Genomic DNA, 5,894 nt, shown 5'->3' with positions numbered 1-5,894 from the left:
AGGAAATTAGGGAAGCACATGGAGAGAAAGAGACGGAAAGAAGAAAAAACAAGCCCGATTTTGATATTGATCATCAAAATCAGACTTGTTTTCTTTTTGAGAGTAGACTATTGTCCCACTCTCGTTGATTTATATTTTGCTGTAGACAACGATCTATAAATCCCGTTGTTTGAAAATACGTCTGTTTTTACTGCGTGATGCGACTCTTGTCAGGCTGTGAATGAGCTAGGCGACTAGCTGCTGAAGCTGCAATTGCTCCAACGATATCATCTAAAAATGTATGAACGGATTTCCCATCATGTGAGTTAAGCTCTGCCAAGATACCAGGTTTTACTTTATCGATATAGCCGTAATTGGTGAAACCGATAGATCCATAGACATTCACAATAGATAACGCCAGGATTTCATCGATACCATATAGTCCTTCGTCATCACTCAAGATTTGCTGCAAAGGCTGCAGCAGCTTTCCTTCTTCAGCCAAGATGTCTAATTGAATCCCTGTAATGATCGTATTGTGGACTTCTCGCTTCGTCAACACAGCCTCGACATTTTCAATACATGTCTCTATATTTAGCTGAGGTACATATTTTTCTTGAAGAAACATCACTAGGTCAGCAATGTCCTTGATTTCTACACCTCGTTGTTTTAATAATGCACGAGCCGTTTGTTCCAGTGTATCTCCCTGAATAACCATATTATTTCCTCCAAAACAAAATTTTTACTATAATAGGTCAATGGTATAATAAATGTATAAGAAAAAGCAAGGAAGAAAATCAATGAATCCTTTAATCGAATGTTGCGAGCAAAATTTATCCAAAGGAGATTTTGTTCTCTCGGAAAATAAATTTTTACAGGAAAACAGCGACCTGATCACTTACTCCTGCATGAATGAATGTGTCTTATGTGCACAAAGCTTTTATGCCTTGTTTGAAGGGGAACGGGTGACTGGAAAGACACCGGAAGAGCTGATAGAAAAACTGACCGCAGAAATTTATCGCTGGCAGGAAGAAATGCTGTAAAAAAACTGTTCAAAGTCTTTTTTCATGACTTTGAACAGTTTTTTTTATTTTACAGCACCTGCTGTGGGTGCTGCTTTTTCAAAGAGACTGGTGCTGTGCATTGGCTGAGTACGGATATCCGGTTGAGTAAAGTGTAGTGCATTGTTGACTGCTGTCGGAGCTTCACCAAATCCGGTGGCAATCAGCTTAACCTTGCCTTTGTACATAGATATATCGCCGATAGCATAAACGCCGGGAATATTTGTGGACATATCGGAATCAACAATGATTGAATGTCGAGAAACCTCGAGGCCCCAGTCTTTTAGATGACCAAGGGAAGAAGTAAACCCGTAATTTACAATCAATGAATCTGCATCTAAAAGCTGTTGTTCCTCTTCTTTAGTGTGTTTGACCCAAACACCATTAAATTGATCCTCTTCAACATGGAGCCGATCGATCATATAAGGCGTTAGTATTTGAACAGTCGAGTTCTTTAGCTTCTCAACACTATGTTCATGACCTCGAAACTCTGGTCTGCGATGGACGATAGAAACCTTATTCGCGACTTGCTCCAGCATGAGTGCCCAGTCGATCGCTGAATCGCCGCCGCCGGCAATAACAACCCTTTTATCTGCAAAGTCCTGCATATCCTTTACATAGTAATGGATATTGCGACCTTCAAACTGTTCTGCTTCATCTAATGTTAAACGGCGGGGTTGAAAAGAGCCGTTGCCAATTGCAAAAATCACAGATTTTGAATAGTGGATACCTTTAGTTGTTTCCAACTCTAGATAATCCTCTTTTCTTGTCAATCTAATAACTTCTTCTTCCAAAAGAATATCATGATTGAAAGCTGCAAGCTGTTTTTCCAGATTAGCGACTAAGTCTGCTGCTTTGATTGCTGGGTAGCCTGGTGCATCATAAATATACTTTTCAGGATAGAGAGTGGCTAACTGTCCACCTAATTGCGGCAGGCTGTCAATCAGCTTTGTTTTTGCTTTTCGCATACCTGCATAAAAAGCGGCAAAAAGTCCAATCGGACCACCGCCAATAATCGTAATATCATATATTTCTGTTGTCTGTGACATTTAATTTCCTCCAAAATTCTTAAGTAAAACCATCGGATAAAATAAAAAGTAAATTTTAAGCATTTTTCACAAAATAGCATTTGTAATAGAAAAAAGCAAGCGATAGTTTGTGAAGAAAGAAAAGTTTTAGAGAATCTAGGAAAAGAAAATAGCAATTTTTCTTATTATTCGGTATGATAAATAAAGTAACAATTGTTAAGGAGGAACTATTTGTGAGTGAATTTCCACAGTTAAACTTAGAAGAAGTAAAAGGACCAAAGGCAACAATCAAAACCAATCGAGGTGACATCAAGATTCAGTTGTTTCCGGAACAGGCACCAAAATCTGTTCAAAACTTTGTTGAGCTTGCGAAAAAGGGTTACTATGATGGCGTGATTTTTCATCGTGTGATTCCTGATTTTATGATTCAAGGAGGCGACCCAACCGGAACAGGTATGGGCGGAGAAAGCATCTATGGTGAAAAATTCGAAGATGAGTTTTCAAAAGATGTTTTCAATCTTAGAGGGGCTCTTTCGATGGCAAATGCTGGTCCGAATACAAACGGCAGCCAATTCTTTATCGTAAACAAACAGGATATCCCAGCAAACATGATGGGACAACTGGAGGGTGCTGGATTTCCTTCAGAAATCATTGAAGCCTATAAAGGTGGAGGTACACCGTGGCTGGATTTCCGCCATACTGTCTTTGGACATGTGATTGACGGAATGACTGTGGTTGATGAGATTGCGGGAGTACAACGTGATGCACAAGATCGTCCGACGTTTGATGTTGTCATCGATAGTGTTGAAATCACAGAATAATTTTTTTAGTCAAATAAAAACGCCATCCCTAAAAGCGGGTGGCGTTTTTTTGATTTCTATAAACCTTCAAAGGCAGTTTTGATTCTCTTAAGACCTTCGAGCAATGTTGCTTGAGGGCAGGCAATATTCAGACGCATATGCTGACTGCCCGAGGGGCCAAAAGAGATTCCTGTATTCATAACGATCTTCCCTTTTTCAATCAGTCGCTTCTCGAGCTGCTTATCAGAAAGCGCCAAGTCAGAAAAATCAAGCCAAATCAAATACGTCCCTTCAGGTTTCATCATTTTTACTTTCGGCAAATCATTACTTAAGAAATGCGCCACAGCTTCGATATTTCCTTGAAGGTAAACCAACAGCTCATCCAACCATTCGTCTCCGTAGTTGTAAGCCGCCTCTGTTCCAATCAAACCGAGTGTGTTTATTTCGCTCTGCTGGTTCATCTCCTGAACAGTAACGAACTGTTTTCTCAACGCTGCATCATGAATGAAAATCATTGAGTTCTTAATGCCGGCAAGGTTAAAGGTTTTTGTTGCAGCAGTTAAGATGATTGAAAAATCCTTGAACGATGGATCAGCATTTATAAACGTTGTAAATGCAGCAGGAGGAAATACTAAGTCTTGATGTATTTCATCACTGATGACCAGTACATTATGTTTTTTGCATAAGTTGCCGATACGAATCAATTCCTGATTTTGCCAGACCCGTCCACCAGGATTATGAGGATTGCAGAGAATGAACAATTTAACCTGTTCCTTTTGCAGCAACTGCTCCATTTCATCGAAATCAATCATGAATTTACCGTCGTGTTCAAATAGAGGGCTGCGGACAACTTCCCGATGGTTCATTTTGATCACCTTAGCAAATGGGTGATAGACAGGATCGTTGATCATAACGTGATCGCCAGGCTTCGTGTACGCTTGGATCGCTAAAGCAACACTGGGAACAACCCCGCTGTTGAATAGAATCGCTTCTTTTTCTACTATATAATTATGTTTCCTTTTTTGCCATTGCTGGATAGACTCATATAAACTATCAGGTGTAGTCGCGTAGCCTAAAATCCCTTGAGCGATATATTCTGACATAGCATCCAAGATCGGCTGGTGGACTTTGAAATCCATATCTGCGACCCATAAAGGAAGCAAATCACTTTCTTTGTACATCTGCTGAACAGCATCCCATTTTACTGAATTCGTTTCTTTTCTATTGTATACGTGATCAAAATTGCTCATTCTACTACCCCTTCATTCTATATTTTATAAACCCTGCTAAATCCTTTCTGCACGAAAAGCTGCAGATTTATTAACAGTAGTTATATATATTGAAGTATAGAATAGATTAAATAAAATATAAATGGAAAAGAAGAGAAAAGCTGAATAAAAAATCTATTCATAAATTACTGAACATGATATCATTTAAAAGAGATGACAAGAAATAAAGAAATGAGGGAAGCAGATGAGATATAAAATAGGAGCAATCCAAGAAGGAACCATCACCGGATTACAACCGTATGGAGCATTTGTTTCTTTAGGAGATAATGTTCAGGGACTGATTCATGTTTCTGAAATCCAAGTAGGGTATACAAAGAACATCAACAGCATATTGAATGTAGGCGATAAGGTAAATGTGCAGATCATTGATATTGATGAATACTCAAAAAAAATCAGCCTTTCCCTTAGAACCCTGAAGAGTGTACCGCAGCCGAGCGGATTCAAAAGAAAAAAATACTTTACGAATAAGAATAAGAAAATCGGCTTCGCAACGCTTGAAAAAAAACTACCTCAATGGATAGAGATGGCATTGGATGATTTAAGCTTGAAATAAAACTGTTTTTTTTCAGAAAATATGGTACAATTTTCCTGTATTCATGAAAACAAAAATCAATTGAGGTGGAAGTTTTGTCTAACAAAAGAGTGGCCGGTACGATTATGTTGAATTTGCAGGATGGAACGAAAAAGTTTCTGGTTCATCCAACAGAAGATCAAGCGGAATTTATTGTTACGGAAGTTTCAGAAGAGATGACAGGATTAGCCAGTATTTTACAGTTCTTTAAAGAACACATTCAATTAGATGTAACTTCAATCAGCTTAGTTGAATTGACGAATGCACATAGCGAGACAGAAGATCTCCCTTTATTTGTATTTGAGATGGAAGAAGGAACCGCAGCGGGACTTGCAAGTGATACATATATATGGGAAAGCCCATCGAGTTTGAAAAACTTGTTATCCACCTACGACATGGCTGGAATGCCGATGTTCTGATAATATTTGGAAAGAAACGAAGAAGCAAGGAACACTCTTGCTTCTTTTTTGCTACTATAATAAAAGTGAGAAGGGATGGGGAAAGAATGGAAATGAAGAAAGCTGTGGAGATAGATGGAAGTATCGTTATGGATATGTTGAGAGATACAGCTCTTTGGTTGAAAGGAAAAGGAAGCAGTCAATGGGGAGATGTCCTTGAAGGAACGGATAAGCATAACTTGTTGGGCGCTGTTCAACGCGGGGATGTCTATCTATTTAGTGAAGGAGAAGAGATTGTAGGAATGGCAGCCGTTTGGAATACTCCGTCTGAATGGGATCAGGAGCTTTGGCAAGATTTCGGTTTTCCCGAGAATGCCTATTATATCCATCGGTTGATCGTCCATCCAAATTATAGAGGTCAAAACTATGGAAGCCGGATGCTCACAGCAATAAAAACCTACTTTTCAGAAACCGCTGATGAATTACGGTTGGATTGTATCTCCACTAACCCAAATCTTCTTTCATTATATAGAGGAAACAGCTTCGTCAATAAAGGGACCGTAGAGGAAAGTAAAGGCGGCCGATTTGTGCTTTTTTCTTACCCGATAAACCAGTGAAAAAATAATCAGAAAAAATATAAAAAAAGAGTTGACCTGAGAAGAGAATCTTGGTATATTATTACATGTCGCTAAGACAGAACAACATCTTTTGAACAGCACAATAGAATAACAGCTGAACAAAAGAAAAAACTTATTTTATCAACAAAAAACT

General features: G+C 38.8%; 8 protein-coding genes. 5 read left to right on the top strand and 3 right to left on the bottom strand.

Annotated elements, in window-relative coordinates; all coding sequences use genetic code 11:
- Positions 1 to 187: 187 nt before the first annotated feature.
- On the bottom strand, positions 188 to 694 hold the full coding sequence (locus I6N96_RS19660; protein ID WP_209559273.1) for a phosphatidylglycerophosphatase A family protein: 507 nt from the start codon (positions 692 to 694) through the stop codon (positions 188 to 190).
- An 82-nt stretch (positions 695 to 776) separates the two neighbouring features.
- On the opposite strand from I6N96_RS19660, the gene I6N96_RS19655 reads away from it, so the two are divergent.
- Positions 777 to 1,019, top strand: coding sequence for a DUF1450 domain-containing protein (locus tag I6N96_RS19655; protein ID WP_209559272.1), 243 nt, complete (start codon positions 777 to 779; stop codon positions 1,017 to 1,019).
- A gap of 44 nt (positions 1,020 to 1,063) precedes the next feature.
- Here the strand turns inward: I6N96_RS19655 and I6N96_RS19650 are convergent, their stop codons facing one another.
- A complete protein-coding gene (locus tag I6N96_RS19650; protein WP_209559271.1) occupies positions 1,064 to 2,086 on the bottom strand; it encodes an NAD(P)/FAD-dependent oxidoreductase in 1,023 nt (340 codons plus the stop codon).
- Between the two features lie 212 nt (positions 2,087 to 2,298).
- Here I6N96_RS19650 and I6N96_RS19645 point away from each other — a divergent pair, with 212 nt between their 5' ends.
- A complete protein-coding gene (locus I6N96_RS19645) occupies positions 2,299 to 2,886 on the top strand; it encodes a peptidylprolyl isomerase (protein ID WP_347339101.1) in 588 nt (195 codons plus the stop codon).
- A gap of 56 nt (positions 2,887 to 2,942) precedes the next feature.
- Here the strand turns inward: I6N96_RS19645 and I6N96_RS19640 are convergent, their stop codons facing one another.
- Positions 2,943 to 4,115 carry a MalY/PatB family protein gene (locus I6N96_RS19640; protein ID WP_209559269.1) on the bottom strand — a complete coding sequence of 391 codons (1,173 nt, stop codon included), beginning with the start codon at positions 4,113 to 4,115 and terminating at the stop codon, positions 2,943 to 2,945.
- A 223-nt stretch (positions 4,116 to 4,338) separates the two neighbouring features.
- Between I6N96_RS19640 and I6N96_RS19635 the strand changes: the two genes are divergently transcribed.
- From I6N96_RS19635 to I6N96_RS19625, 3 genes are all read left to right on the top strand, one after another.
- A complete protein-coding gene (locus I6N96_RS19635; protein WP_209559268.1) occupies positions 4,339 to 4,707 on the top strand; it encodes a CvfD/Ygs/GSP13 family RNA-binding post-transcriptional regulator in 369 nt (122 codons plus the stop codon).
- 74 nt (positions 4,708 to 4,781) lie between these two features.
- The gene (locus I6N96_RS19630; protein WP_209559267.1) at positions 4,782 to 5,144 is read left to right on the top strand and encodes a hypothetical protein; all 363 of its coding nucleotides are present in this window, start codon (positions 4,782 to 4,784) and stop codon (positions 5,142 to 5,144) included.
- 86 nt (positions 5,145 to 5,230) lie between these two features.
- A complete protein-coding gene (locus I6N96_RS19625) occupies positions 5,231 to 5,740 on the top strand; it encodes a GNAT family N-acetyltransferase (RefSeq protein ID WP_209559266.1) in 510 nt (169 codons plus the stop codon).
- Positions 5,741 to 5,894 lie beyond the last annotated feature (154 nt).

Origin of the sequence: Enterococcus larvae (assembly GCF_017830045.1) — a bacterium.
Lineage (GTDB): Bacteria > Bacillota > Bacilli > Lactobacillales > Enterococcaceae > Enterococcus_L > Enterococcus_L larvae.
The sequence above is the reverse complement of the archived record's forward strand: the minus strand, read 5'-3'. Positions and strand labels throughout refer to the sequence as shown.